Below are 25,495 nucleotides of genomic sequence, written 5' to 3' on the forward strand. Positions count from 1 at the left end.
AATGTCATGATTTGTGTTGATACGGTCGTCAATGAGCGTTTTCCGGCAATAGCCGAGAATCACCCTCGCATTCGAAGTACTTTGGTTACACTGTTCCGCTATCTCTTTCACGAGCGCGAATTCAAACAGTTTGAACGAGACTATCCGCATCTTGTCGGCATCGACTTTGTTGACAAGGCGTTGGAGTACTTTGACTTTGACTACAGCGTAAAGGCCTGGGAGAGAGAGCGCATTCCGGTGTCCGGAAAAGTGGTCCTTGTGGCTAACCACCCCATTGGCAGCCTCGATGGCCTGGCGCTTTTGAAGCTGCTGAGCGAGATCCGCCCTGACGTAAAAGTGGTGGCCAATGAATTGCTGTACAGTCTGGCGCCGCTGCGGCCCTTGCTGTTGCCGGTTGACAATATGAACGGCAATACACCAAAGCAGAACCTGAAAAACATAGAAGCCCATCTTAATGAGGGTGGTGCTTTAATTATTTTCCCCGCGGGTGAAGTATCGCGGCTGGGGCCGACCGGCGTTAAAGACAGCCGCTGGCGTACCGGTTTTCTGCGCTTTGCCAGCAAAACCCAGGCGCCGATTCTGCCGGTGCATATCAACGCCCGTAATTCACTGTTCTTCTATGCCCTGTCGCTGTTGGCGAAGCCGATATCAACTCTGTGGCTGATTCGCGAGATGTTCAAGCAGCATCATCGCAGTGCGCGCATGAGCATCGGCCCGATTGTGGAAACTGGCAGCTATGAATCACTGCCGCTGACGCCGCGCGCCAAAGCGCAGTTGTTTAAGCGCCACGTGTACAAGCTAGGGGCGCGTCAGCAGCGCGGTGAAAAATACTTTATGCCGCAGATGCAATCTGTGGCTCACCCGGAAGACCGACGCCTGCTGCGCCAGGCCTTGAGGGCCAGCGAACGCCTGGGGACGACCCGCGACGGTATGGAAATCTACTGCTACCGCTACGCGGGCGACAGCGTGATCATGCGGGAGCTGGGGCGACTCAGGGAAATCAGCTTTCGCGCAGTGGGTGAGGGCACCGGACAGCGCCGCGATACCGATATTTACGACAGCTACTATGATCATATTCTGTTGTGGGATGACAATCAGCTGGAGTTGGTAGGAGCCTACCGTCTGGCGCGCTGTGCCTCTCTTGCCGCGGATCAAACCCTGTATACCGCGACGCTGTTTCACTTTACCGAAGACGCCGCCCCTTACCTTCAGCAGGGCGTTGAGCTGGGGCGCAGCTTTGTGCAGCCCCAGTATTGGGGCAAAGCGGCGCTGGATTATTTGTGGCAGGGTGTCGGCGCCTACCTGTCGCGCTACCCCGAAGTGCGTTATCTGTTTGGTCCAGTCAGTATCAGTAATGAGCTGCCGTCCTCGGCCCGAGAACTGATGGTGGATTTTTACAGCAAGCACTTCCCGCCCGCTTCCCGCTGGGCTGTTGCGAAACTGCCTTACACGCCGACGGCGAGTGAGGGTTTTGCCGGGGAAGATTACGCCAGTGAGTTTATCGAACTAAAGGCCCGGCTCGCCGAGCTGGGCGCCAGCGTACCGCCCCTGTACAAACAGTATTCGGAGTTGTGCGAGCCCGGTGGGGTGCAGTTTGCCGCCTACAATATCGACCCCGACTTTGCTGACTGTGTGGATGGGCTGGTGATGGTGGATATCGAAAAAATGAAACCCGCCCGCCGCAAACGCTATCTGGATAGTTCAAGATTAGAAAAAGACCAGACAATAGAAACCGAGCAGGCCGCCTGAGGCCTGCCATTCCTAACCGGCCCTCACCCTAACCCAGTGACTCACTTCGTTTAGCATGCCCCGCGAAGCGCAGTGGGTACGGGGCTTCGCCCCATCGTCGCAAGCTCTGATGCCCAAAGCCTATCGGCTTTGTCCCAGAGGGAGAGGGGAGTACAGAGGAGAGAGCTTTGGGGCAAGCAGCCACCCTCATCCCAGCCTTCTGCTAAAGTGAGAAGCAGCAAACTTGCGCCAATTTAGTCCCCTCTCCCTCTGGGAGAGGGTTAGGGTGAGGGCGATCATTAAGCCAGCCGGGTTTTTCGCCAGAGATCTTCGCTGAGGCTGTGAGTGTCGTGCCACTGTTCCGACAGCACCCACTCTACCAGCGCCGCCGCAACATCCGGATACTTTACGCGCCGGCCCTCTGGCAATGCAGTCAGCCAGTCTTGAATTTGAGCCAGACTAAGCTCATGCATGATATCGGCATAGTTCAGCTGGGAGAGCGCAAGAGCGTTGGCGATCTGTTCACCCTGACCGGAAACCGGTTTTGCGAGAACGGTCTTGCCAAGGTAGAGACATTCACTGATCAGCTCAAAGCCCGCGTTACAGATCACCGCGCGACAACTTTGCAGATCCTGCTTGAAGCCGCTGAAGCTGGTTTGGCGGGTATCGACATTGCCATCTCTGCCGTCCTGCAAATCCGGTGAGTACTGAATGAAATGCCAGCCGTTTAGCTGGTTTAACAGACGGGTGACACGCTGCTGATCTTCAAAGGGCAGGTAGACCAGAATGCTGTTGCCCTCTTGACTGGTGACAGAAGTATTCACAATCGGCGGTACTATCGGCCCGCCAAAATCGGACCAGTGTAAACCCAGGCCCGTGGTAACCGGTGCGAAACAGCGCAAAATCAGTCGACTGAGAATGTCGCCTTTGCTGCGTGGCACACCGGGGTGGTGAAAAGCGTACTGGTGCCCGATGCCGATCACGGGGCGGCTCTGCAGTTTACCCGCCCAGGCTGTCACCGGCTCGAAATCGGTGAGGATCACATCGTAGTTGGAAACGTCCAGGTTGCGCACTTCCCGCAGGAACTGGACGGGACGATTTTGCAAAGCGGTGCGAAGATAGCTGACCGAGCCCTGATGGGTAATAAAGCTAAGGCCGGTGCGCGTTTGATAATCGCCAAAGCACGCCATCTCAAAGTAGCGCTCAGGATCGCGGCCGGAAAACAGGAAGTCGACATTGGCTTTTCTATCCTGAAAGTGCTTCGCCATCATCCGCGCGCGGCTGATATGACCGTTGCCGGTGCCCTGTACGCCGTAGAGAATTTTCATATCAGACCACAGTGAAACTCAGGTAGGCCAGCGTGGCACCCAGTGTTGCCCCAGCGAGAATATCGCCGGGAAAGTGCACGCCAAGAATGACGCGTGAGGCGCCGACCATTGCCGCCCAGATCATCAGCGGCAGGGCCAGCATGCCAAAGCTCAGGTAGACCAGCGTCGCGAGCATGGTGGCTGCAGCGGTGTGGCCGGACGGAAAACTGAATTTGTCCGAGGCGGTTATCAGGCTTGAAAAGCTGGGTATGGCTTCTGGTGGCCGACGCCGCCGGAAGCTGTTCTTGAGTATCCAGTAGATAGGCAGCTCTATGGCAAATGCCAGCAGGGTGGCAAGCAGCAGGTGCTTGCCGGCCTCACCGGCTACCAGCGCCAGCCCCGTGGGGATAAGCACCTGAAGATAGCCGTCACCACTGCGGGAGACCTGTCTCGCGGTTTTGGCCAGCATGGTCTGGTGGCGGCTGTTTACGCACCAGAGGAACATGCGAGTATCATACTGTGTAAGCGTATTGAGTATCTGCATAGTGTTCTCCTGACTATGCAGTCTGTGCCCGATGTATGTACTCACTGTGACAGAAATATGATTATTTTATGACAGGCGAAAAGGCAAGCCGCAGTATTCTGCAGTGCCCGAAATGCGGTTTCAAAGTGACGGAGCGTCTCCCGCCAGCGCGCGGCCCTAAGCAGTGCGGTTGTGTTGCCTGCGGCGAAACGCTGAAAGCTCAGACCTGCTGCGTTTTCTGCGAGTTTGGCTCAGAGCCCTGCCGGGCTAACCGTTCTCAATGACCAGTGCGGTGCCGGTGAAACGGCGCGGCTGTTCGGTTTCGATCTGCAGTGCTTCGGCGAAGTGCTCTTCAACGCAGCGATCAGCCAGTGCGTTAAACGGCGGGCGCTGTGGGTCGGTCAGGATGATTTTGGGTACGCCGGCTTCAATCGCCCGGTCAATCATCTCGGATACGTCGTCCGCCAGTGCATCCCAGAAGCAGATGTCGGCGCCAATCACCACGTCAAACTTACTCAGATCTTCGACGGTCAGCTCATCAAAGCGGGCCACGTGATTTGTGATGGCGACGCCATTCTGCTCGGCGAGCAGCTGCAGGTAGGGGAAGACGGCCGGGTCGGCATCCATCGCCGTTACCTGTGCGTCGAATTGCTTGGCGCAGTAGATGCCGCCGAGCCCCCAGCCGCAGCCGGCATCCAGTACTCGAGCCCCTTGCGGAAGAGGTGCCTGCTCCAGGTATTCCATCATCAGGTAGCAGGCGCCCCACAATTTATTGCCGTGAATGGAGGGCGTGCTCTGGGAATTTTTCAGGCGGCGCAGGGCGGGGTTGCGGCTGGTGGGCGAGACAATACCGTAGGCTTCGCGGACGTGAGGGTTCTTTGGCATTAGCGATCCTTGTTTGGGCGAAGGATTCTACACAGGGAACGACAGGAAGTCCCTGCTTGCGATAGAATGTCCTCGGTTCTCATGAGCATTTGGACCAATGGGGGGGGAGAAGAGATAGCCGAAACTCAGATCGTTTTGGCCTGCAGTCTTGTCCGGAGAGTGATAAATAAATGACAAATCCTCACTACGACCTTCTGGTGATTGGCAGCGGCCCAGCCGGTGAAAGTGCGGCGCTGAATGCGGTAAAGCATGACCAGCGCGTAGCCATCATTGAACAGCAAAGCTGGGTAGGCGGCGCCTGTACTCATCAGGGCACCATCCCGTCCAAGGCCTTGCGCCATACGGTGCGTCAGGTGATGCGCTTCAACCGCAATCCGCTGTTTCGCGATCTGGGTGATCCGCGCACGCTGACCTATCCCCGCCTGCTGAGCGCCGCCGACGATGTGATCAAGCGTCAGGTGGCCATGCGCAGCAAGTTCTATCAGCGCAACCGAATCGAAGTGATTGCCGGGCAGGCCCGCTTTGTCGATCGCAACACACTCGCCATCAGTCAACAGGGGCGGGAGCATAGGGTGAGTGCCGATCAGGTTGTTATTGCCACGGGTTCGCGGCCCTACCGCCCGGACAATATCGACTTTTCTCATCCGCGTATTTACGACAGCGATACGGTACTGGATATGGCCCACACCCCGCGCAAGATTCTGATCTATGGCGCCGGGGTAATCGGTTGTGAGTACGCGTCAATCTTTTCGGGTTTGGGTATCAAGGTGGAGCTGATCAATACCCGTGATCGCTTGCTGGAGTTTCTCGATGGCGAGATTTCAGATGCACTCAGCTACCACCTTCGGAATCTCGGAGTAATGATCCGGGATCGAGAAGAATTCAGTCAGGTGAGCGCGACTGAAGACGGCGTGGAAGTAGTACTCAAGTCAGGCAAAAGACTGCGCGGCGATGCCCTGCTCTGGTGTAACGGCCGCACCGGGAATACAGACAGCCTGAATCTGGACGCCATTGGGCTCAAAGCTGACCACCGCGGCCAGCTTGAGGTGGATGAACACTACGAAACTTCGGTCGAAGGCATCTTCGCCGCCGGTGATGTCATCGGTTGGCCCAGCCTGGCCAGCGCCGCCTACGATCAAGGTCGTTCGGCTGCTGCCTCGGCCAGGGGCAAAGAGAACTGCCGCTTTGTCGACGATGTGCCCACTGGTATCTACACGCTGCCTGAAATCAGCTCGGTCGGCGCCACCGAGCGCGAACTGACCGAGGCGCGTGTGCCCTACGAGGTAGGCAGGGCGCTGTTCAAGGACACCGCCCGCGCCCAGATCAGCGGCGAAACGGTAGGTATGCTTAAATTGCTTTTCCATGTGGAGACGCTGGAGATACTTGGCATCCACTGCTTCGGCGCCGAAGCCGCCGAGATCGTCCATATCGGCCAGGCCATCATGAAGCAGAAAGGGGAGGGCAACTCCCTGCGCTACTTTATAACCACAACCTTCAACTACCCAACCATGGCCGAGGCCTATCGCACCGCGGCTCTGAACGGCATCAACCGTCTTTAACACCCTCTCCCTCTGGGAGAGGGTTGGGGTGAGGGCATGCGCGGGCAAAATGGCCAGATCTGCGTCACGCAACCAAGAAAATTGAGTCATAGGGCTTGACGCCAAGACATGAACGGATATACAGTAAAGCTTCGTTCAGAAGGAATCTGCACGCAAACCAAAGGGATTTGGATGCCTCACACCATCTTTCTTCCCCTGTAGATTTTTCTGAATGCGTCAGCGGCGTAGCTGTTTGTTCGCCTGCAGACAATCTGCAATGGGGCTCTCAGGGACGAGAGGTTAGGCGAGGGATCGCCATTCCCCACCCAGATCAAACGCGGCGGTGGCCACCCGGCCCCGTCGCGTATCCAGTCATAAATTGTTAATCATTTTTTTATTGACACCCCCCGCGTTTAGACATAAATAAGCGCTGACGATAGCCGGTTCCGGCAAGTCGATATTTCAGGTTTATCTATCGCATTTGAGAGGAGTGATAGTTATGGCGAAAGACCTGTCTGAAGCGGCGACAGACGATTTCGATGATGCCTTCGAAGACGATTCTCCCGATGGCTTTGACCGCGGGGTGTTTATGGGAGGCCGGGATAACTCCATCCGCAGAAAGATCGAAGAGCGAATGGAGCGCCGGCGCCTGATTGAGGATCTGGGGTTGGATGATATGGAGTTGGATTTCTAGCATAGCGACAGCCTGTATGACAAAATATGTCACCAGTGCGCTCGAAACTTGTCAGTTCGCTTGGGCTAGATGGAATCCTTTTGGGTTGCTTTATATTAAGTCTTTGATTTTTAAGATTTTGTATAGTTTTTCCGTGTTGGCATGCCTTCTGCATCAGAACTAGGGTGCAAAAGTGGCTCTCTACGGGGTGACGCTGGAGTAAACAAAAATGATCTGGAGATTATTATGAAGAAAGTTCAGCAAGGTTTTACTTTGATCGAGCTGATGATCGTTGTTGCGATTATCGGTATTTTGGCTGCAGTTGCGCTGCCAGCTTATCAAGACTATACGATTCGAGCGAAAGTTTCTGAGGTTGTCGTTATTGCTAGCGCTGCCCGTACAAATGTTGCCGAATACTATCTCAGCCAAGGCAGCATGCCGGCGAATACCAATGAAGCTGGTATCAGTACTGATGCTGGTCAGAGCCAGTATGTTACAAACATTACATTTGCAACTAGCTCCACTGGTACTCTCTTGACCTATACGTTGGGCAATTTGGGTGGGACTGCAGATACCACCACTTTTGAGTATCTTGTGCAAGGATCTAATAGTGGTGTTACGGTAGATTGCACGGGTGGTACTCTTCCAGCTAAGTACCGTCCTGCGAATTGCCGCTAAGAACTATTTAGTTCTGTTTTGATATAGAGCCCCCTTCACTGGGGGCTTTTTTTTATGGATTTATTGTTAAGTAATATGACGGGATTTGGTAATTGGACGGTCTAACATTTAAGCAACAAGCGCTGTTGTCTGTGGCATTTATGCTGGTTCTGGTGACTGTGGGTTTTGCATTTAAAGCAGGCCTTCCCGGCGCATTTATGTTGGACGATTTTGACAATCTGGGGGCGATGAGCGGCGGCGTTGATGTGAATGATGCTTCGTCTGTCAAAAGCTACCTTGACAAAGGAAAGGCGGGGCCCCTAGGTCGGCCGATAGCGAAACTCAGTTTTCTTTTAGATGATAATGCGTGGCCGTCTGAGCCCGCGGGTTATAAAAAGACAAATATACTTATACACCTTCTCATAGGTGTGGTTATTTTCTCGCTGGGAAGACGCTTGTTTTTACTGCTCACGCCGGCTATCACCGCGAACTGGCTGTCTTTAGGAGTGGCGGCCTTGTGGCTAGCTCACCCTATGCAGGTGTCAACTGTTCTCTACCCGGTGCAAAGGATGTCGCAGCTTGCAGCGCTTTTTGTGTTGCTCGGGGTGTTTCTGCACGTTGTCGTGCGGATGCGTTCGGGAGAAAGGCCTGGTCTTACCGCCTTGTTGCTTATGTCCGTATCTTGGGTTATTTGCACGGCGCTGGCAGCTTTCAGCAAAGAAAATGGCGTATTGCTCCCGGTGCTTTTGTTGGTAGTTGAGTTAACCGTACTTTCGAGATTTCAAAGTGGAAAGTTGCTGCTTTGGTGGAAGATACTTTTTCTTTATCTGCCAACCATTGTGATTGTGGCTTATGTATTTAACCTTCCTCGTTGGGCCGATAGTTATACAATTCGAACGTTCTCAATGTACGACCGGCTTTTGACGCAACCTGTTGTGTTGCTGGACTACCTTGGCAGTATTTTTAGTTGGCAAGTGTCTGGTCTTGGTCTATTTCAAGATGACTTTAATATCTATCGTTCAATACGCCCGCCTGTTGTGTTTTCTTTTTTGATCATTGTGGGTTTGCTGGTCCATGCAATATCGGTTCGTCGAAAGTACCCTGCGATTAGTCTTGGTATCCTTTGGTATTTCGCAGGACATCTTCTTGAGTCAACGACTATTCCCTTGGAGATTTATTTTGAGCACAGGAATTATTTGCCCCTAGTTGGACCTGTGATTGTCATCGTTTGGGGGGTGTATGCCCTTCTGAGGCGTTTTTCTCAGGATGTCGATATGACGCGTTTTTCCGGCATCTTTATTCCTATTCTTTTCGCTATCTCTACTTCCATAACCTGGGGCTATGCGGGAGAGTGGTCAGAACTGCGAAGAATCATACCGATATGGGCCGTTGAGCATCCGGATTCTCCTCGCGCACAACGCACGTATGCCCACTTTCTAGCAGCATCGGCTATGCCGAGGGAGGCCTTATTCAGTTTAGAAGAATCTTACGCGCGATTTCCCTTTGATATAAGTATCCCGGTGATGATGACTGATATTGCCTGTCGGTACGGTGAGAAGTCTCCGGTCGCATTGAGTGATGTGTTGGATAATGTCGATCATCATCGTTGGACAGATGGGTTAAGGCCTGCTTTGGATAGTATCGTTCAAGGGATAATGGAGGGTCGTTGCGGATTGAACCCAGGGGAAGTACATGAATTTATCTGGGCGATGTTTGACTTACATGAGGGCGAGAGGCATCGGGCTTCCATGGCAAGCATCCTGGTACTGGATGGTAACCTTCATATGTGGGAGAGAGACGCTAATTCGGCGCTGCGGTCCTATCAGACAGTGGATCAAATGCTGCCCAGTGTCGATTCTATACTCAGAATAGCTGGCGTGTTTGTGGCGGTTGGTGACTATCCCAAAGTAATCGAAGCGCTCAACATTGCAATGGAGCGTGAGCGGCAAGCTGGCAGATTAACGAATAAGTTGCGGGATGAATATCTATTAAAGATAGAGCGATACAAAGCACTTGCGCACGCAGCACGTTGATCTGGTAATGCGAAAGTTAGTAAATTGAGAAATAGATAGATGCCAAAGTTTAGTGTCGTTATACCTGCGAAGAACGAAGAATTAGGTCTGCGGAGGCTAATTCCGGAACTAAGAGCGGTACTCGATGAAGACAGTGAGATTATCGTAGTGAACGATGGGTCTACAGACTCAACGAGTGCTGTGTGTAATGAGAATTTCGTTATCCAGATAAAACACCCGTATTCTAAAGGGAATGGAGCGTCAATTAAAGCTGGCGCACGAGTTGCGCAGGGCGAGTATTTGATCTTCATGGATGGTGATGGACAGCATGCCCCGGAGGATATTAAGCGGTTGATTGCCCGGTTGGAAGAGGGGTACGACCTTGTCATAGGGGCACGAACGAACGACTCTCAAGCGAGCGTAGCGAGGAGGCTGGCTAATGGCTTTTATAACCGCTTTGCTTCATTTATTACGGGTCATAAGATTGAGGATCTTACATCGGGGCTAAGGGTCGTTAATGCAAAGAAGTTTAGAGAGTTTCTCTATATTCTTCCAAATGGCTTTTCGTACCCAACTACATCGACAATGGCATTCTATCGAGCAGGGTATTCAGTTGCTTTCGAATCCATTCGCGCCCGAAGTAGGCAAGGAAAAAGCCACATTAACGTAGTCAGGGATGGTTTGCGATTTTTGCTTATTATATTCAAAGTTGGGACGTTGTATTCCCCGCTGAAGGTTTTCTTTCCGTTGTCACTAGCGCTCCTTGCTGGCGGATTGGGCTGGTATGGCTATACATTCCATAGTTTTGAGCGATTTACTAATATGAGCGCGCTAATGATTACATCAAGTTTGATTGTATTTCTTATGGGATTAATATCGGAACAGATTACGAGCTTGCTATATAAAGATGTCTAGGGTGAATTTGTGAGCGGCACGAAACTAAGCGCAATGATAAAAAAACTTCGTTTATTCCCCTTTCACCCTCAGTTTTTACTTAGTTATATAGAGCGCCATCGCTATAAGTTGGCAGTCTCTAACGCTTGCGGACGGATACTAGATATTGGATGCGGTGACCAGCCTGTTTATTGGGTAGGCGATAACTCTGTCGAATACTTTGGGTTGGACTATCCGATAACGGGTTCGCTGTATAAGGGTAATCCGAATGTATACGGGTCCGCCGACGCGCTTCCATTTTTCAGCGGCGTATTTGACACTGTTTTGATTTTAGAAGTGCTTGAGCACTTGGCGGAGCCATTGGAGTCGGTCAGAGAAGCTGCCAGAGTTTTGGCAGAAGGTGGGGTGGCTATAGTTTCAGTGCCTTTTCTTTATCCAATTCATGATGCGCCAAGTGATTTCAGCAGATGGACTATATACGGGCTAGAAAAGATGTTTTTAAAATCAGGGTTCGATATCGTAGAGAAATATAGTTCTGGCAACAGTGCTTCTACTATAGTTGTGCTTGTGAATCTATTTTTGGCCAAGTCTTTTCTTGATTTTCCTGTATTCCTTAAGATGTTTTTTTTGCCTTTGTTGGTGGTGGTTTTCACTGCGCTAAATTTAAGCGGGTTGCTATTTCATCGTAATGCCGTGAGTGTTGATAACAATATATTCCCTTTGGGCTATACATTTATTCTTAGGAAATCTTCGTGAAAATTGTTGTTACCACTTCAACTTTTCCGATGCATCCGGACGACAAAATTCCAGATTTCGTCTATCAGCAACTGCTCGCCCTCAAAAAGTTTGATCCCGAGATCTCTTTCATTGTGCATGCGCCATACAATTACTTAAGCGAAAGTTCAGCTCGAGATTGCGGAGCGTTTGTCAGATTTTACAAAGAGAGTAGATTCCACTATTTTCTCCCAAGGCGATTGGAGTTGGTTGCTGGCGGAGGCATCATGTCGACTCTTCGGAGTAAGCCTTGGTCAGCTGCCACGTTGCCCTTTTTTCTTGCCTTTCATTTAATTTCTCTATATCTCTTGGTGAAGAAAGAAAAGCCTGAAATTCTGTATGCTCATTGGTTTACGCCTCAAGCAATTAGCTCGGCGATTGTATCGAAATTGACAGCGACTCCTTTTGTTTTTACGACCCATGCGTCAGATGTTTCAGTATTGGGGAACATCCCGTTTTCAAAAGCTATGGTAAGAGCAGTTTGTAGGCGTGCATCGGCGTACACCGCTGTGTCTAAAAAAACATCGTCTAAGCTTAAAAGGTTTTTTACCAACCTAGAATGGGAGAATGAGTTTAAGCAAAAGTTGGCAGTTATTCCTATGGGGATTGTTATGCCAAATCGGAGGCAGAAATACCCTAGAGATAGAGGACTAACAACGATACTATTTCTAGGCAGGTTTGTTGAAAAAAAAGGTGTTGATTTTCTGCTGAAATCTGTGCTCATGCTTTCTAGATCGAAGGATGTTCGACTTGTACTGGCCGGAAATGGTCCGGAGTTTGCGTCTTACAAGAATTTAGTAAAAGAATTTGGTATTGAATCAATTGTTGAGTTTGTTGGCTTTGTGAAAGATCGAAGAAAAGAACAGCTTTTGTTGGAGGCAGATATAGTTTGCATTCCGTCGGTAGACACATCTTCCGGTGATGAAGAGGGTATGCCCGTTGTGCTGATGGAGGCTCTGGCAGTCGGTGCGGTCGTTGTTGCAACGACCAGTTCAGGGGCGGATGAATATCTAAAGGATGGTTTCAACGGCTATCTTGTGCCTGGCGGTGATCATGCCGCGCTATGTCAAAAGCTGCGAGAGGTGATAGATGAGTCGCCCAATAGACTGTCTGTCGTTTCTTACGAAGCTTATAACACGTCAAGGCTCTTTGATTGGGAACTTTTGGTTTGGTCTTACCGCGATCTTCTTGGTAAAAGAGGGTTGGATTAATTAAATCATTTCGTTTTTTCAGTTTCTAGATGGATAAGATCACATTAGTAATCCCTGATTTAAAATTCGGCGGTGCTCAGCGTATTATGATATCGCTGGCACAGGCTTTTTCTATAAAGGGCTACATTACAACTTTGGTGGTCTTACAAGGTGGGGGACCTTTTGTATCGAGTTTACCAGAAAATGTTTCCGTCAAAGTTTTATCATCGAGACGGTTAGGGAAGCTGGCACTGGCGCTAAACAGTATATTTCAGTTGGCTTTCCTCTGGCGAAAGTCAGAGCCTGATATCTTAATTTCCAGTGTAACTGGGACCAACATAGCTGTCTTGATATCTTCGTTTCTTTGTCGTTTTCGCGGTGTTTTGTGGTTGCGACATGAAAATAGCGGGGATGACCTGCGGGGTGTTCTTCAGCGGTTTGGTGTTCGCTTTCTTTATCACCGTGCCGATAAAGTAATTACAGTTAGCGAAGAAGCTCTGAGAGACCTGATCGAAGTTAACCCTGGCATCGCGAGATGTGGGGTTGCGATAGACAATTTCGTGGAGCATGAGCGCATATACGAACTTGCCAAGCGTCCTCCTGATCATTCCTGGCTTGTTGAAAAAAGCACGCCTGTATTGGTGGCCGTTGGAAGGCTTGAGCTACAGAAAGACTACGCAACTCTGATAAAAGCATTGGCAGCCGCTCAAGAGAAGGTTTCCGTGAGGCTTATTATTTTGGGGGAAGGGCGGCTGCGCGCTAGTTTGGAAAACCTCGTAAGGCAACTCAAATTGGACGAATTGGTTTCTATGCCTGGAATTCATTCGAACCCATATAGTTTTATGCAGCATGCAGATGGATTTGTAATGAGTTCTTTGTGGGAAGGGCAACCTATAGCGCTTATTGAGGCAATGGTGCTGGGTAAAAAGATTGTAGCGACTAACTGCAAGTCTGGTCCATCAGGGCTTCTATCGCAAGGTAAATACGGCGCGTTGGTGCCCGTTGGAGACGTAGAGTCGCTTGCTCAAGAGATTGTTAGCCTGATATGTGACAGTAGAATTTACAGGCTGGATGTCGCCGTGAGAAGTATGAAGTATTCTGCAGAGGTTGCTGTTAATCGGCATCTTGAGTTGCTTCTAAGGTGAACTTCGGAAGTAGAACGACTGTCTATTGCGGCGCGGAAGCGAGTTCAGTATGTCTAGAAGCTTAAAAGTGCTGCACGTTGCTTATATGACGAATCCTTCAAAAGGTGTTGTTAAGCAGATGCTATGGGAGCAAGAAGCCGCGAGTCGTTTGGGTATTGCATGGGATTGCAGGTTGTACACTAATGATTTCCCAGAATCTGAAGTTGTTAAAAGTTTGAACGTACCTAAAAGTGCGAGCGCAATTTTTAGTTACTTTAACATACGGAGAGCCTATTTTAATAAAGTAGAAAAGCTGGCTGAAGAATATGATCTGGTTCTACTACGTCATATGATGCATAGCGTCGATCAAGCTGCTTTCCTGAGAAAATATGGCCAAAAGGTTTATACCGTTCATCATACGAAAGAACTCTCGGAGTTGAGGGTGTTATTGTCATTTCCGCTCAATTATTTAGCATGTTTTCTAGAGCTGATGCTTGGTGCCTACTCCATTAATAAATCAAAGGGTGTAATAGCTGTTACTGAGGAAATCCTGAGATATGAGCTGCAACGTATCTGTTCTGATTTGAACGGAAAGTCTGCGTTGATCTATCCTAATGGGATCGCAATGGAGAATATTGAATTAGAAGACCGACGAGAGGATATCCCGGAAATTATTTTCGTTGCGAGCAGCTTCGTGCCTTGGCATGGTTTGGATCGATTGATAGATAGTTTTGATGGAAACTCATCTGATTTCGTTTTGCATATCGTGGGAAATGTTCCGGAGCGATTACAGCGTCGATGCTGCCTAGATGCTCGTATTAAGTTGCACGGGGTTTTGGAATATGCGGAATTGGTGAGCTTGTATGAAAAAAGCTGGTGCGGAATTTCATCCTTGGCGCTTGACCGAAAGTCAATGTCTGAGGCCTGTACTTTAAAAACTAGAGAGTACTTATCTGTAGGTATTCCTGTATATTCAGATCATATAGACTCGGCACTTCCATGTGGGTTTGAGTTTCATGTGGTAGGTGAGGCTTCGATTGGGAAAATTTTGGAATTCTCAAAGGAGCACAGAAGGAGTTCGCGGCAGCTAGTTAGAGAGCGCGCTAGTCACTATATCTCTAAAGTTAAGATTTTTGAGCAACTTTATAGTCGACTTTCCACTAATTTATAAGCTTCTATAGTTCAGGTGCTAGTTTAGTTTGACCCGCTTCCCGCCCCGCTGGCCGCGCCATTTGTAACATAGTAAAATCCGCAAACGACGGGGAATACCGATTTGAAGAAGTGATTCAACGCTGAGAAGGTAGTTGCCGTTTTAAAATAGGCTGAGGCCGGGGTTCCGGTCAAAGACACCTGCTGCAAGCATGGGGTGTCGTACGCCACGTTTTATATTTGGCGCAAGAAGTTCGGGAATATGGAAGTGCAGGAAATTAGACGCCTAAAGCAGTTCGAGGAGGAAAATGCCAAGCTTAAGCACCTGCTGGCTGAATCCATGCTGGATGCCGATGCGCTCAAGGCTAGCCTGAACTCTAAGTACTGATCCCACCCCGCATAATAAACGTGAGGCCGTTGCAACGATTCGAGCGGAAAAGCATTTCTACCAGCGTCGCGTGCCGACGCTGGGTGTATCAGGTTCAACCCTAGGTTATCAGTCGCGGGAGCAGTCGGATGGCCGGGATATACAGGTCAGGCTGCCCGAGTTGGCCGGCGAGGGCCGTTTCTGAGAATTTCGCAGGCTGCCTATCCTGCTGCTGCGCCGAGAAGACCTGGATGTTAACCACAAGGATTTAAAGGCTATAGTGACGCCGGATTGGTACTAAACCGGGGGTAAGGTCAAGCAGAGGATGGCTTAGATTTTGGGTGCAGGTCAGTAGAGGGCGGTGTTTTGAAAAAAGGTAAGTATTTTATTCAGAGAGATCAATGCCCGGTTTGCCAATCGGTTGATTTAACTCTGAAGTACGAATGTGAGTATACGAAGCCGCCGCTGTTTAACTATTTACTAGAATTTTATGGCACGGTGGGTGGTGTTATCGAATTTAGCTATCTAGAGGATGCTTGTTTCTCGCTTGTACAATGTAATCTATGCGACTTGATTTTTCAGAAATATGTGCCCAACAATGAGCTAGCCTTTCGGCTTTACGAAAAGTGGATTGATCCGAGTGTGGTCTTTAATCAGCATCTGATCAATGATGATCTTGATACGTTTTGCGGGTATGCGCAGGAAATTTCGACGTTTATCGATTATTTTAATGTATCACCTCGCAAGCTCGACTTTCTTGATTATGGTATGGGGTGGGGGAAGTGGGCGCTCATGGCAAAGGCATTTGGTTGTAATTCATTTGGATTTGAGCTATCTAACGCTAGAAGAGATTATGCCAGTTTGAATGCGCTGACGGTCGTAAACTGGAAAGATATACCCAAAAGAAAATTCGACCTCATCAATACTGAGCAAGTATTTGAACATTTATCGGATCCGCTAGAGACAATTTTACATCTTAAGTCAGGGTTGAAGGAGGGTGGGATACTGAAAATTAGCGTTCCCAACGCTAGTAATATTCAACAGCGATTGCGTCATATGGATTGGCAAGCAAAAAAGGGAACTAGATTATCGTTGAATCCTGTAGCGCCTCTAGAGCATATTAACTGCTTTCAACGAAAATCCTTAGAGAAAATGGGGGAGCGGGTTGGTATGCGCGAGGTCCAGATTCCTATTGCTATGCAATATTCTCACGCAACTAATTGGCGAACGTTGAAACGATTTTTGGAGAATATAGGGGCGCCAATCTATCGGAATTTCTTGAAGAAGCATAACTATGTACTACTAAGAATAGCAGAGTGATAGTGCGGCTGGTTATTTAGAAAACGGGGGCTCTCCGTGCATGGCTGGTATCGATTACTTCTCGCCAATCTGACAACCTAGGATTGAAAAGGTGAGGGTTCGGCTTCTTCTCTCTTGGCTAGAAGGGCTTCCACGAAACTTATGCCCTGGGCCAGAATTTACCGCCATAGCACACTTGCTGAAGAATAAGAAAATACGAAATTACTTGTTGTAATCAATTCTTCATTTTCCCCTTCTTTCTTCGAAAGACTATCGAAAATTAATGCGAATCATCGAGTAGTCGATAATAGATAGAGCGGAGTTTCTTATTTGACAACGATGAGTTATGCCATAAAAGCGTAAATACACCTCCTACTGATCGGCAGGCATTCTTTAGGTCCAATAGTTTACGGTACGCCCGCTCAGATGAACCTAGACCTAGGTATAAATCCGAAATAATTGTTTGTTCCATTGCGATTAATGGACGTACTCGAAGCTTTAATTGTTTGTCGGCGATGGGGTCAAAGCCTGGGTATTCAAAGCATGTCCCACACCTGAATCCTGGGTGATCGGCATAGCCCAAGCTGCTGTCATATGCTAGTCCGGCTTCGTCGAGTGCCGTAAGGGTGTCCGGCTGTTTCCAGCGGAGAAAGTGCATACGCGCGCCCCATTCCTGTTGGTCAATACCTTCGTTATCGCAAATTTGGCGCAGGCGAATGGCTTCCTGAATAATCTTTTCGGAACTCTGGTAAGTGCCATAACTTGGGTGCAGTCCTATTTCGTGTCCACGTTCATGGATCTGACGCATAAGTCTTCGGACAGCTGGGTGCTCAGGTTCATACTCTGCATCATACGCGAGATCAGTGCGGCCACACATAAAATAGAAGGCGCTTCTTAAACCAAATTTTTCTGATTGATCCATAATCCACTCGAAGGTATTTTCGGGATCAAGTGGATGCAGCCTTTTATCGCTGTTTAGATATACCCAGGGTGCAACAACGGCACTTTTGACCTTGTCGTGCTTAACAATATCGGCCGCAATTGTATGAATTAGTCCTTTGACGTCTTTGAAACCATATCGACTGGGGCTATCGACATCATGGGATATCTTCACTGTGAATCGGTGCTGTTTTATGGCCAGTTGCGGCCACTGACGACAGATAATTTGTCTGAGGATTTCCATCCACTCATCCGCGATGGGCCGCTCCAGATAGCGATGTTGGTGAGCGTGAGAGGCTAATGCCGGAAAGCGTCCGTGACTGTCTAGGTCAGTACGGCCAATTTCCTCCAATCGGGTGAGCATCCAGTAGATTAGCCCAAGAATATCGTAATTCACCACAATGCTGCTATCGGTATGTGTGACTAACGGGCGAACTAAATCCTCGACACCTGGCGCTGGCAGAAAAGATCCTACGTTCGCGATGAAGCCCTCCGGCGTTGCATCCCAGTGGGCGCACCCGAAATCAGATCTCGACTGATGAAACTCTGGCAGCAGCCTATCAAACAGTATTTGGCCGGAGGCTCCGGCCAAACTTAACTTCAAGCTATCGTCTTTTGGGGTTAGACGAAACTTTTGCCCGAACCGTTCTTCCAATAGAATTTCGAGCCAACTGATACTTGCGTGGGTGAAATTCATCATTAGGAACTTTTCGGAGTGGGAGCATTAGACCAGCGAAAGAGCCGGTGCTTTGATCTAATCGTTGACAATATCACGCGCGGCATAAGGGCTGAACCAATTTTCTAGCGTATATTTATTATAGTATGGCGTCTGAATAGTGCCAAAACTTCTGAAGTGCGGCTCGATAAGTTCTACCATTGAGCTTTAAAAAAGCTTCTTGATGCAGTGCGGGCTACTTGGTAGTCCCCCGCATGCCGGTCGAATAGTGATCTGATAGTGCTCCCGGGGCTTGCGAAGATCACCACAGGATTGTTATGAATTTTGTAGAAAATAGCCTCTTCTTTCGGTTTGCTGGTGACTTCTCGTATATTTTCCTAGAACCTTTGTTATACCAAGCGGGAAACGGGAGAGTATCACTTCAAAAACTGCCCGAACGCTTTTACGACTCGAAAAGTGCGAGAGGGCACGTGGCTAACAGCATGATAGGGCACCTGGCGAGCACCAAAATTGCGAAACGATCGTTCCACTGACTCAATCATCGAACCTTCGAAATCGAACTTATTCAGTCCTCTTTCCGCAGTATATTTAATGGCTTCTTTTACAAGCAAGGACGCGGCTCCGGAAGCTCTGAAATCTGGGTCGATTGTGCTTATAAGGTCGTATGCGCTCATTTCATCAAAGACAATAAACAGAGCTGCATGAAGGTTTCTAGAGCTATCGTAAGCCGCCAATATCCGCCCCATTCCACGTTGATGGGAAGAATCATAAACCCTTCTAAAGACGTCATAACTGTAGGCGATAGTCTGCCCTTGCTTCCGGAGGGTCATTTTATGATTATGGTAGAACTCGTCCGGACCAAGATCCCAAGAAACTATGACCGATTCCTCTGCCTTTTTTATGTTTTTTCTTTTGGAATGTTCAAATTCGGAGAAAACCGCGTCAAGCTTTGAAAGCCCCTCAATAACGTATGTATAACGAGTGGTTTGACTAAAGTCTCGCCAGTAGAAAGGTAGCCAGTTGCTCCTCGAATAATGCCAGTTCTGATAAAAGCCATGATAATCAGGAAGATGGTCGATTAGCTTTCCCATTAAATCCTTTTCTCGCGCGAGCCGCTTTGGGTACTTCGCACTTGAATGACTTATCCAAGGGCCTAGGTTTTGAGTTAAAGGTGGCATTCCAAGTACAGTGTATGGCCCTTTTCTGAATTTAATATAGGGCATGCACGCAGCAACAGAACCATCGTTCTCAACTATCGTGACTGACCACCCGTCAGGCGCTACTGCATCAAGCCACCAACCTTTCGAAAAAATTGGAAGCGTTGGTTCAGTGGCTGACCAATCCCTATAATAGCGCTTTGCATTACCGGTCATATGTTCATCTAATCCAATATACATAGGTTGCGGCACTGGAAATCTTATTCTTGTATTCTCTCTTATGAAATCGACCTTTAAATCTATCTTCAATGACGTCCGAATCTACAGGATTAAAATAGATAATAACTATATCGGGCCTTCGACGGTCAATTGATTCTGCAATTCGATCTAGCGTGCGGCGAAAAACTGGGCGAGGAAAAGGATTGTAAAAATAGAAAACGTTACTATCTCTTATTATGGAATTGTCTAAGTCCAAGACATCATTGTTTATTATTTCGCAGTTCTCACACTCTAGAATCGAAACGTTTTTTTTAGCAATGAGACAAAGCTTGCGAGAGATTTCAACTCCCCGGGAGATTTCAACACCGTTCAAGGTAGATGCAAAACATACAACACGCCCCTTGCCAGAACCTAAGTCTAAAAAACGAATTCGCTCCGGAAGACTTACTTTTTCAAAAAGCGCTTTCAGTTCATCTATTTTGGAGCCTTCATATTTCTCTGAAATATCAGGGTTCAAGGACAGGCTGTCGAGCGATTCAATCCGTTCGAAGTCAAGCCCTCTTATCCTGTCTATAAACCCTTGCCTCATACGATAAACGCGTTGTTTTATCTTCAATCGAATGGTAAGTTCTCGTAGAACGAACTGGAGCGCTTCCAAGGTGGTTGGGAAGAAGCCTAGCCTCACAGTTTTTTGGCGAATAATATTTAGAGCCCTTTGCTTATTCTTTCCTGCGTCGATGCCTGGCTTTCCTACCCCGATGGAAACACGCTTACTTTGGCTGGTAACTCTTTTCGTGTAGCCGAGTTCCTCCAGATCCAAGTTAGTGAGGAGTCGGTTCAATTCTTCATTATCCTGATACGTTAATCCTTGAATAAAGTTTTTGAAATCCTCGGCGGTTGAGCCTGTTACTCGAAATCTTGCGTCTATCGCGTTAACCCTGGCGTCTAAGTTGATGCCGTCTTGGTTGACTCTCTCTCCAGTGAATCTTTCCAAAAGCTCTATGCCATCAACGGGCCTCCGCCTCCATATTTCCTGGGGCAGTACCAGCACATTCTCTGCGCCAAATAAATCCGTATAAGTGCCATACAGAGCTAACCAGCTAAAATCAGCGGCAATAAAGTGGCGGGCGCGGCGATTGAAATAATTTTTCCCTATGTCGTAGGTAGATTTATATTCGTTCCACTCTAACCCTGATGGAATGCCAAGGGTGTGCTTGATTTTTACATCCCTTACAAGAGGTGCGTAATTCACAAAATGCCATGGACTTTTTAAGTGTTGCCCAATCTCTTTCGTTCTCAAAGACTTTAAATAAGAATAAACTGACAACAAGAACTCTGGTTGGCGCCTGATAGTTAGTATAATTTTCGCATCCGGAAAGCGTTTCTTTAAAATCATGGCTCGTGAGCCAACATTGCCGAATAGGTGATAAGCTGACCACAACATATGCTCTTCTGAAACTAGTGTTTTTTTGTCAGCACAGAAGTCGATTTCTGGCTTGGCTAGTTCTTTCATTGCAATGGAGAGTTCATCGCCGTCTCCATAGTGCGAGAGTTCATCAAAATAGCAAGTTGTATAATTTTTGACAGACTGTTTGTTTGAAAAATGAATATTGGAAAGCCTGGGGAAAACTTCGCTGCGCAGGAACGAGGTTCCTGTTCTCGGAGCGCCAACGTGTATGAAATAGTTCTGGGGCATTAAATTTAAACCTTGGCCAAACTAGCGTGTTGCAGTGTGAAGGTAATTTGAAATTTCTTTTGCAACTTTGGCTGGATTACCGGCTAAGATCTGATTCCCTTCGGGAAATGACTTGGTAACTACCGCGCCAGCTGCAACCACCGTGTGATCACCCAGTACAACCGAAGGTAAAACAACAGAATTTGCTCCAAACCAACAATCATTGCCGACTCTTATAGGGTCTTCGGCTACCCATTCATGATAATTTGAAGTGCTGTGATTCATTGATATAAACGTTACCCTTGGACCAATCCAGACATTACTTCCGAATATAATGCCGTTCCTGCCATCAATATGACACCCCATTCCCAATCCAGGGAAGCGGCTCCCTCGAACAATTTTATCAGGCGCTATTATCTTCGAGCTCCAGTGTGCCGGCCAAGGCACATGGCGATTAAACCCAATTATTTTCTGTATTAAAAACCACTTCAACACTAACCGAATGGAGAAGTCGCTACTCCCGAACCCCTCGCCACCTAGTGCGGCCATAATGCGTCTAATCACGTTGTAACCTCTTCAATATGTATAGGTAATAGGTGCCCGAGAGGGCTAGTGCGGCAACAAACATAACCGGGCTTTGTCCAATGGAGAAAAACCTATTCAAAAGCATCAGCACGCACACCAGAATCAATGCCGGTGTATAGTTCCTAGCCGGGATATACCAAGGTAAGCCGAGTACCTGAAAAGATACGATCTGGTAACTCAGATACCCGAGTGCGTTAAATAACGAGAAGAATATTACCGCGAGCATAAAGTCTTGGTAAAACACCCCCACTCCAATTCCAGAAATACGGACGATCAAGAGAACAGCCTGCATTATCATTCCGAGGTGCTGCTTCTCAGTAACCATAAACACTGAGCTTAATGGTGATGTCGTAAAGGCCATCAACATCCAAAGTGAGAGCCAAGAAGCAACTTCACCGGATGCTTTCCATTCATCACCAAATACGAAGCCAAACAACAATGGTCCAAATAGAATCAGGATAGCTGTAGGTGGCAGTACGCAATTTATTAGTATCTTGTGGGTCTCATTCAATGCGGCCGATAGTTCTCCGCTCCGGTACTTTGCGGGTGCATCAGACAAGAATACTTGGCCAACTGCCTGGCCGACCATCCCCATCGGCATCGCAATAAGACGGTGAGCAAGTGCGTAAAGTCCAGCAAATCCCGCGCCGAACATAGAGGCGAATAATAATGGTGGTATCTGAGCTCCAGCTGTATTAAGTAAAGCGCCCCATGTTGAAAAGATAGGGAAGCTCCTATAACGCTTTAGTACGTGTCCTATGTGTTTTACTGGTTGCTCCTTCCAGCTTGGTCTTACTAGAACCCTCTTGGCAAGTGTGAAAACGCCTATGCCGGTACCTGCGGTGTTTCCTAGCAGTAAGCCCAAGTCTCCTATCTTGAATAGGGATATCTGCGTAACCGTTGTTACAATTTGTTGGCGGATCTTGGTTCTCGCGACGACAGGGAATTCTTTCAGGCGAACCGCCCAGTAAGTGAGAAGGTTGTAGATGCCAGTAAAAGCAATAGCAATTGGGAAGAGCCATAGATAGCCACCTAAACTCGGTGTTTCCATTCCTTCAGAAAGAGCATTGCCCCACCAATACAAAAAGAGCGTCGAGATTATGACTACTAAAAATATAAAAATCAGTGACAAGATAGTTAGTGCTACTGCCTCAATTTCTTTGTCAGGTAGCGGTATCGCCAAATCGTACTTCAATCCTGCTACTACAGAGAATAGTGAGACTAAGCTAACAAATACCGCAAGCATGCCAAACTGATCCGGACTGTATAACCTAGTGAGAATTGGTGCCGCAACAATTGCAAGAAACTGAGCTCCAGCAGTCCCACCAACTAACAGGGAGACGCTTTTGGCGAATCGATTACTTGACAGTAGTTTTTTGAACCCAATTATTACGCTCACGAATATTTTGTCAAATATTAAGAGGGCTAGCTAACTGTGGCTCATTTAAGAGAGCGTCCAGCACTTGCTGTCGGTCTTGTTCAGTCAGGTAGGGGTGCATAGGAAGACTAACAACTCTTTCTGCCATTTCATCGCCAACAGGTAGATTTACAACTTGCGCCAGCGCAGGTTGTTTGTTCAGAGGGGTTGAGTAATGAACGGCAGTAGGTATGCCTGCGTTGTTTAGTTTTGCTTGTAAAGCATCTCGGTTATTCACTCGGATGGTGTACTGTGCCCACGAAGACACATTGTGAGACTCAATATATGGTGTCGAGTGTATCCCAGCCTCGTTGAGAAGACGGTTGTAATTCCTTGCGACCTCGTTACGCAACGCAATCTCCTCAGTCAGTATTTCAAGCTTGGGCAGCAAAATGGCAGCCTGCAGGGTATCTAGGCGGCTATTCACACCAACACGAATGTGGTGGTATCGGCGGTCTTGTCCGTGGTGGGCAATCTGGCTGATTACTGTGGCCAGTTCTTCGTCGTTGGTGAAGAGGGCGCCGCCATCACCATAGCAGCCTAATGGCTTGCTGGGGAAGAAGCTGGTGCAGCCAATGGTGCTCAGGTTGCAGGACTTTCGGTGTTTATAGGTGGCGCCGAAGCTCTGGGCGCCGTCTTCAATTACGGGAATACCATGGCTGTTAGCAATTGCGTTGATGGTATCAAAGTCGGCGCACTGGCCGTAGAGTGAGACGGGGATAATAGCCTTGGTCTTAGGGGTAATAGCTTTCTCTAATAGAGTAGGATCCATGTTGTAGGTTTTAGGGTCTATGTCGATATAGACCGGTTTCGCCCCAAGTAGTGCGACGGTCTCTGCTGTTGCGATGAAGCTAAAGCCGGGTACTATGACCTCGTCACCCGGCCCTATGCCAACCGCCATCTGGGCTATTTGCAGGGCATCGGTGCCGTTGGCAACAGTAATGCAGTATTTCGAGCCGGTGTATTTAGCCAGCCGCTCTTCTAGCTCGGCGACTTCCGGCCCGAGGATGTATTGTCCGTGTGCGAGCACTCGCTGGATTGCGGCATCAATCTTATCCTTGATGCGGGCCTGTTGTGCCGCCAAGTCTACAAACTGCATTATGCGTTCACCTTGGTGACAGTCCTCTCGTTTAGTCTGTAGCGGGCTCCGGTTTGTTGGCAGGTTGTCTCGCCTTGCCCATCCAGCGGCAGGTCAAGCTGCTCGCCAAATTCACTCATCCATCCGATCTGTTTGCCCGGCACGCCCACGAACAGTGCGTACGCTGGTATATCCTTGTTTATTAAAGCTCCTGCGCCGATGAAAGCGTATTCTCCGACAGTTACTCCGCAGATGATGGTGCAGTTCGCTCCGAGAGTAGCGCCTTTACGGACGATCGTATCTCGATATTCGTCCTTTCGCTCTATCTGCGATCTAGGGTTGTAAACATTAGTAAAGACCACGCTTGGGCCGCAAAACACCTCTTCTTCTAAATAGACGTTGTCGTAAACTGACACGTTGTTTTGTATTTTGCAGTAGTCGCTAATTATTGCATTGTTGCCTACGAAAACATTTTGCCCTAAGGAGACTCCTTTACCTATTTTAGCTCCAGCGCAAACGTGGGAGAAGTGCCATATACGAGAGCCTCGGCCAATCTCTGCGCCTTTATCCACAATAGCGGTTTCATGAATCTGCACATTTATGTATTGGTCGACACTCATTTTAGCACCCTGTTTATAAATGGGTGATAGTCGCCCACAGCTCCCTGGGCAGATGCATTGCGGATGGCGGCCACGGTTTCTATAGCCGCCCGGTTTTCTTCAAGGCCGAAACCATTGCCTTTTAGGATTTCCTCGTAGCTGCGGAGGTGTAGATCGGCGAAGCCAGTAGAAAACTCTATCTCATGACCATCGACGGTTATAGAGCGGTAGGTTCGTTGTTCGACGCTGCGACCTGTCTGTGGTACGTCGTCAAAATCTACTGATAGAAACCAGCGTACTCGTGCATGTTCGTACTCGAGATAACCTGCGGCCTTGGTGGGGGAGTTGAAGTGAACGATATTTTCCTGCAGATCGCCAAAGATAAAATGTAGCATGTCGAAGAAGTGGACCCCGATATTTGTAGCGATGCCACCGGATTTGTTTTCATCTCCTTTCCATGACTGCAGGTACCAGCGCCCACGAGAGGTGATGTAAGTCAGTTGCACATCACGCTTAGATTTTTTGTCTTCGGATTCTGTTTTCTGTTTCAGCTCGATAATGCTCGGATGTAGGCGTAGCTGGAGGATGGTGTTGACCTTCTGTCCAGTATCGCGCTCGACCTCTTGCAATCCATCTATATTCCATGGGTTTAGTACCAATGGCTTTTCGCAGATTGGATTTGTGTCTGAGCGTAGCGCAAATCGGATGTGGGAATCGTGAAGGTAATTAGGTGAGCAGATTGAGATATAGTCTAATTTTTGTTGGTCACTTGCGCGTCGCTGCTTATCGATGTGGCGATCAAAGCGCTCGAACTCGGTGAAGAAATGAGCATCGGGGAAATAGCTGTCAATGATACCTACTGAGTCGTTGGGGTCTAGGGCAGCAACCAATGTATTACCGGTATCTTTGATTGCTTGCATGTGGCGAGGTGCGATATAGCCTGCAGCGCCAATCAATGCGAATCGTTTCATCAGATGTGGGCAGCCTCAACAATATGTTCGGCGAAATGAATCACTTGTGTGAACGAGCA

Annotated in this window: 23 protein-coding genes and 1 pseudogene; 13 read left to right on the top strand and 11 right to left on the bottom strand. The window is 48.5% G+C overall.

Annotation, left to right across the window (positions count from 1 at the left end; translation table 11 throughout):
• Positions 1-6 precede the first annotated feature (6 nt).
• The gene (locus ABY734_RS09560) at positions 7-1,749 is read left to right on the top strand and encodes a GNAT family N-acyltransferase (protein WP_372778768.1); all 1,743 of its coding nucleotides are present in this window, start codon (positions 7-9) and stop codon (positions 1,747-1,749) included.
• A 278-nt stretch (positions 1,750-2,027) separates the two neighbouring features.
• Here the strand turns inward: ABY734_RS09560 and ABY734_RS09565 are convergent, their stop codons facing one another.
• Together ABY734_RS09565 and ABY734_RS09570 are read right to left on the bottom strand one after the other, a co-directional pair.
• Positions 2,028-3,056: an MJ1255/VC2487 family glycosyltransferase gene (locus tag ABY734_RS09565; RefSeq protein ID WP_372778769.1), complete on the bottom strand. Its 1,029-nt coding sequence runs from the start codon at positions 3,054-3,056 to the stop codon at positions 2,028-2,030.
• A 1-nt stretch (position 3,057) separates the two neighbouring features.
• Complete coding sequence (locus tag ABY734_RS09570) at positions 3,058-3,579, bottom strand: phosphatase PAP2 family protein (RefSeq protein ID WP_372778770.1); 522 nt, start codon at positions 3,577-3,579, stop codon at positions 3,058-3,060.
• A gap of 68 nt (positions 3,580-3,647) precedes the next feature.
• On the opposite strand from ABY734_RS09570, the gene ABY734_RS09575 reads away from it, so the two are divergent.
• Positions 3,648-3,842, top strand: coding sequence for a GDCCVxC domain-containing (seleno)protein (locus ABY734_RS09575; RefSeq protein ID WP_372778771.1), 195 nt, complete (start codon positions 3,648-3,650; stop codon positions 3,840-3,842).
• Here the strand turns inward: ABY734_RS09575 and ABY734_RS09580 are convergent.
• A complete protein-coding gene (locus ABY734_RS09580; RefSeq protein WP_372778772.1) occupies positions 3,826-4,443 on the bottom strand; it encodes a methyltransferase in 618 nt (205 codons plus the stop codon). The two genes, ABY734_RS09575 and ABY734_RS09580, sit on opposite strands and share 17 nt — an antisense overlap.
• Before the next feature lie 170 nt (positions 4,444-4,613).
• Between ABY734_RS09580 and sthA the strand changes: the two genes are divergently transcribed.
• The 11 genes and pseudogenes from sthA (at position 4,614) to ABY734_RS09635 (ending at position 16,141) form a co-directional block, all read left to right on the top strand.
• Positions 4,614-6,002: a Si-specific NAD(P)(+) transhydrogenase gene (gene sthA / locus ABY734_RS09585; protein WP_372778773.1), complete on the top strand. Its 1,389-nt coding sequence runs from the start codon at positions 4,614-4,616 to the stop codon at positions 6,000-6,002.
• Between the two features lie 478 nt (positions 6,003-6,480).
• The gene (locus ABY734_RS09590; RefSeq protein ID WP_372778774.1) at positions 6,481-6,675 is read left to right on the top strand and encodes a hypothetical protein; all 195 of its coding nucleotides are present in this window, start codon (positions 6,481-6,483) and stop codon (positions 6,673-6,675) included.
• Between the two features lie 225 nt (positions 6,676-6,900).
• On the top strand, positions 6,901-7,332 hold the full coding sequence (locus ABY734_RS09595) for a pilin (RefSeq protein WP_372778775.1): 432 nt from the start codon (positions 6,901-6,903) through the stop codon (positions 7,330-7,332).
• A 92-nt stretch (positions 7,333-7,424) separates the two neighbouring features.
• Positions 7,425-9,344, top strand: coding sequence for a hypothetical protein (locus ABY734_RS09600; RefSeq protein ID WP_372778776.1), 1,920 nt, complete (start codon positions 7,425-7,427; stop codon positions 9,342-9,344).
• Between the two features lie 39 nt (positions 9,345-9,383).
• Complete coding sequence (locus ABY734_RS09605; RefSeq protein WP_372778777.1) at positions 9,384-10,238, top strand: glycosyltransferase family 2 protein; 855 nt, start codon at positions 9,384-9,386, stop codon at positions 10,236-10,238.
• A gap of 9 nt (positions 10,239-10,247) precedes the next feature.
• Entirely contained in the window at positions 10,248-10,973 is a 726-nt protein-coding gene (locus ABY734_RS09610; protein ID WP_372778778.1) for a methyltransferase domain-containing protein, read from the top strand.
• Complete coding sequence (locus ABY734_RS09615) at positions 10,970-12,202, top strand: glycosyltransferase (RefSeq protein ID WP_372778779.1); 1,233 nt, start codon at positions 10,970-10,972, stop codon at positions 12,200-12,202. Before ABY734_RS09610 ends, ABY734_RS09615 begins: the two co-directional genes overlap by 4 nt.
• 29 nt (positions 12,203-12,231) lie before the next feature.
• A complete protein-coding gene (locus ABY734_RS09620) occupies positions 12,232-13,326 on the top strand; it encodes a glycosyltransferase (RefSeq protein ID WP_372778780.1) in 1,095 nt (364 codons plus the stop codon).
• A 49-nt stretch (positions 13,327-13,375) separates the two neighbouring features.
• Complete coding sequence (locus tag ABY734_RS09625) at positions 13,376-14,476, top strand: glycosyltransferase family 1 protein (protein ID WP_372778781.1); 1,101 nt, start codon at positions 13,376-13,378, stop codon at positions 14,474-14,476.
• 165 nt (positions 14,477-14,641) lie between these two features.
• Positions 14,642-14,842, top strand: a pseudogene (locus tag ABY734_RS09630) (transposase); the annotation flags it as partial.
• 345 nt (positions 14,843-15,187) lie between these two features.
• Entirely contained in the window at positions 15,188-16,141 is a 954-nt protein-coding gene (locus ABY734_RS09635; RefSeq protein ID WP_372778782.1) for a class I SAM-dependent methyltransferase, read from the top strand.
• Positions 16,142-16,400: 259 nt separating this feature from the next.
• Here the strand turns inward: ABY734_RS09635 and ABY734_RS09640 are convergent, their stop codons facing one another.
• From ABY734_RS09640 to ABY734_RS09675, 8 genes are all read right to left on the bottom strand, one after another.
• Entirely contained in the window at positions 16,401-17,759 is a 1,359-nt protein-coding gene (locus ABY734_RS09640) for a polysaccharide deacetylase family protein (RefSeq protein ID WP_372778783.1), read from the bottom strand.
• Positions 17,760-18,151: 392 nt separating this feature from the next.
• Positions 18,152-19,108, bottom strand: coding sequence for a GNAT family N-acetyltransferase (locus tag ABY734_RS09645; protein ID WP_372778784.1), 957 nt, complete (start codon positions 19,106-19,108; stop codon positions 18,152-18,154).
• 4 nt (positions 19,109-19,112) lie between these two features.
• Positions 19,113-20,807: a class I SAM-dependent methyltransferase gene (locus tag ABY734_RS09650; RefSeq protein WP_372778785.1), complete on the bottom strand. Its 1,695-nt coding sequence runs from the start codon at positions 20,805-20,807 to the stop codon at positions 19,113-19,115.
• A 21-nt stretch (positions 20,808-20,828) separates the two neighbouring features.
• A complete protein-coding gene (locus ABY734_RS09655) occupies positions 20,829-21,350 on the bottom strand; it encodes an acyltransferase (RefSeq protein WP_372778786.1) in 522 nt (173 codons plus the stop codon).
• Complete coding sequence (locus tag ABY734_RS09660; protein ID WP_372778787.1) at positions 21,343-22,770, bottom strand: lipopolysaccharide biosynthesis protein; 1,428 nt, start codon at positions 22,768-22,770, stop codon at positions 21,343-21,345. The genes ABY734_RS09655 and ABY734_RS09660 overlap by 8 nt, the downstream gene beginning before the upstream one ends.
• Before the next feature lie 10 nt (positions 22,771-22,780).
• A complete protein-coding gene (locus tag ABY734_RS09665; RefSeq protein WP_372778788.1) occupies positions 22,781-23,887 on the bottom strand; it encodes a DegT/DnrJ/EryC1/StrS family aminotransferase in 1,107 nt (368 codons plus the stop codon).
• Positions 23,887-24,486, bottom strand: coding sequence for an acyltransferase (locus ABY734_RS09670; RefSeq protein ID WP_372778789.1), 600 nt, complete (start codon positions 24,484-24,486; stop codon positions 23,887-23,889). Before ABY734_RS09670 ends, ABY734_RS09665 begins: the two co-directional genes overlap by 1 nt.
• A complete protein-coding gene (locus ABY734_RS09675; RefSeq protein WP_372778790.1) occupies positions 24,483-25,436 on the bottom strand; it encodes a Gfo/Idh/MocA family protein in 954 nt (317 codons plus the stop codon). Before ABY734_RS09675 ends, ABY734_RS09670 begins: the two co-directional genes overlap by 4 nt.
• Positions 25,437-25,495: the final 59 nt, after the last annotated feature.

Source organism: Litorivivens sp. (genome assembly GCF_041624475.1).
Classification (GTDB): Bacteria; Pseudomonadota; Gammaproteobacteria; order Pseudomonadales; family Spongiibacteraceae; genus Litorivivens.